This window comes from Cognatiyoonia sp. IB215182, assembly GCF_033963905.1.
Taxonomy (GTDB): Bacteria; Pseudomonadota; Alphaproteobacteria; order Rhodobacterales; family Rhodobacteraceae; genus Yoonia.
Window position 1 is genome coordinate 1 of record NZ_JAXBMB010000062.1, and the last position, 1,433, is coordinate 1,433.

At 56.0% G+C, this 1,433-nt stretch carries 1 protein-coding gene; it reads left to right on the plus strand.

Translation table 11 applies throughout. The features are described 5' to 3' along the window. Window positions 1-1,433, plus strand: a 1,433-nt coding sequence (locus SLH47_RS26255) for an autotransporter-associated beta strand repeat-containing protein (protein WP_413785690.1), incomplete at both ends; no start/stop codon positions are given.

Genomic DNA, 1,433 nt, shown 5'->3' on the forward strand with positions numbered 1-1,433 from the left:
TCATCGCTTCATCGCTTCATCGCTTCATCGCTTCATCGCTTCATCGCTTCATCGCTTCATCGCGCCGCCCTGCTGCAGAGTACAGCGTTGGTTACGGCTTGCGCCATTCTGACGCCCGGGCTGGGGTCGTCTCCCGCTCAGGCAGAGGCGGGGCGCGGGTTCTTCGGGTATTGGGTCGAGGGCGAAGAAGGTTCTACGAATTTTGACACTTTTGAAAGCTTTGGCACGTTAACCCTCCCTGGAGCCAATACGCCAGTGTTGGTAAATGACGGTCAAACGCTTGATCTCGATAATATTGCACTTACCATCGGCAACGAGCATGGCAATGATGGGAGGTTTGTGGTTTCTGAGGGGCAGCGACTTGTAACAACCAATGGCATAGGTGTGCGCGGCGGCGAATTTTCTGTCACCGGCGCGGGAGCGATCGTGGAGACCTCAGGTATCTCCGTCTATTCCAAGCCACATAGGCTGGGAAAACTCAGTATTGCCGACGGTGGAGTCGTTAGGATCGCTGGGGAGCAACCTGAGATCGTGCAGCTTGTGTTTGGACAGGATCTTTACTGCCGCTACCCCAATAACGACCGGCGTCCGGACGCTGACTGCGCACATGAAACCGAACTTGAAATCGATGGTGAGGGCTCCCTTCTGGAGCTAACTCCACCCGCAAGCGGCCATGTGGGGTTCCTCAACAGTCACGCCGATGTGCAGACTGCAACCATTACCATCTCGAATGGCGGAATGTTCAGGATCCGTGAGGCAACAGGGATTTACCGCGTGTACCTCCGTTGCGATCCTATCCTTGGTTCGAATGCGTGTACGCCGGTTTATCGTGATGCCTATCCGGGGGAAGGGAATGCTGGCCCATACCAAGGTCACCCTATATATCGGCCTGATGATGGTCATCTAACGTTCAACATTGGTGCGGCTTCGGGGCAGGATGCTGTCGCAGCTGGATTTGTCGACTTCCACAAACCACTCCCCCTATCGGGTACCGGCGAACTGGTCTTCAATCACACTAACACCGACTATAGGTTCGGAGCCAGCATTAGCGGCACTGGCTCTGTTCTGGTCGAGAACGGCACAACAATTCTGACCCACGAGAACAGCTATACCGGCGGTACGACGATCACGGGTGGCACTTTGCGGTTGGCTGACGGTGGTAGCATAGCCAGTGATACGACGATCAATGGCGGCACGTTGCAGGTGGATGACGGCGGCAGCATTACGGGAAACACGACGGTGTCCGGAGGCGTAGTGCTGGTCAATGGGAGCCTTTACGCGGTTACGCTCAATGATGGTGGTGTGCTTGGTGGCGACGGTACGGTTGGTGCGGTGACTGCAAACAATGGATCAACCCTTGCGCCCGGCACTTCCATCGGCACATTGAATGTAGACGGGGATATCACCCTGAGCGCAGGCTCAAGCTACGCGGT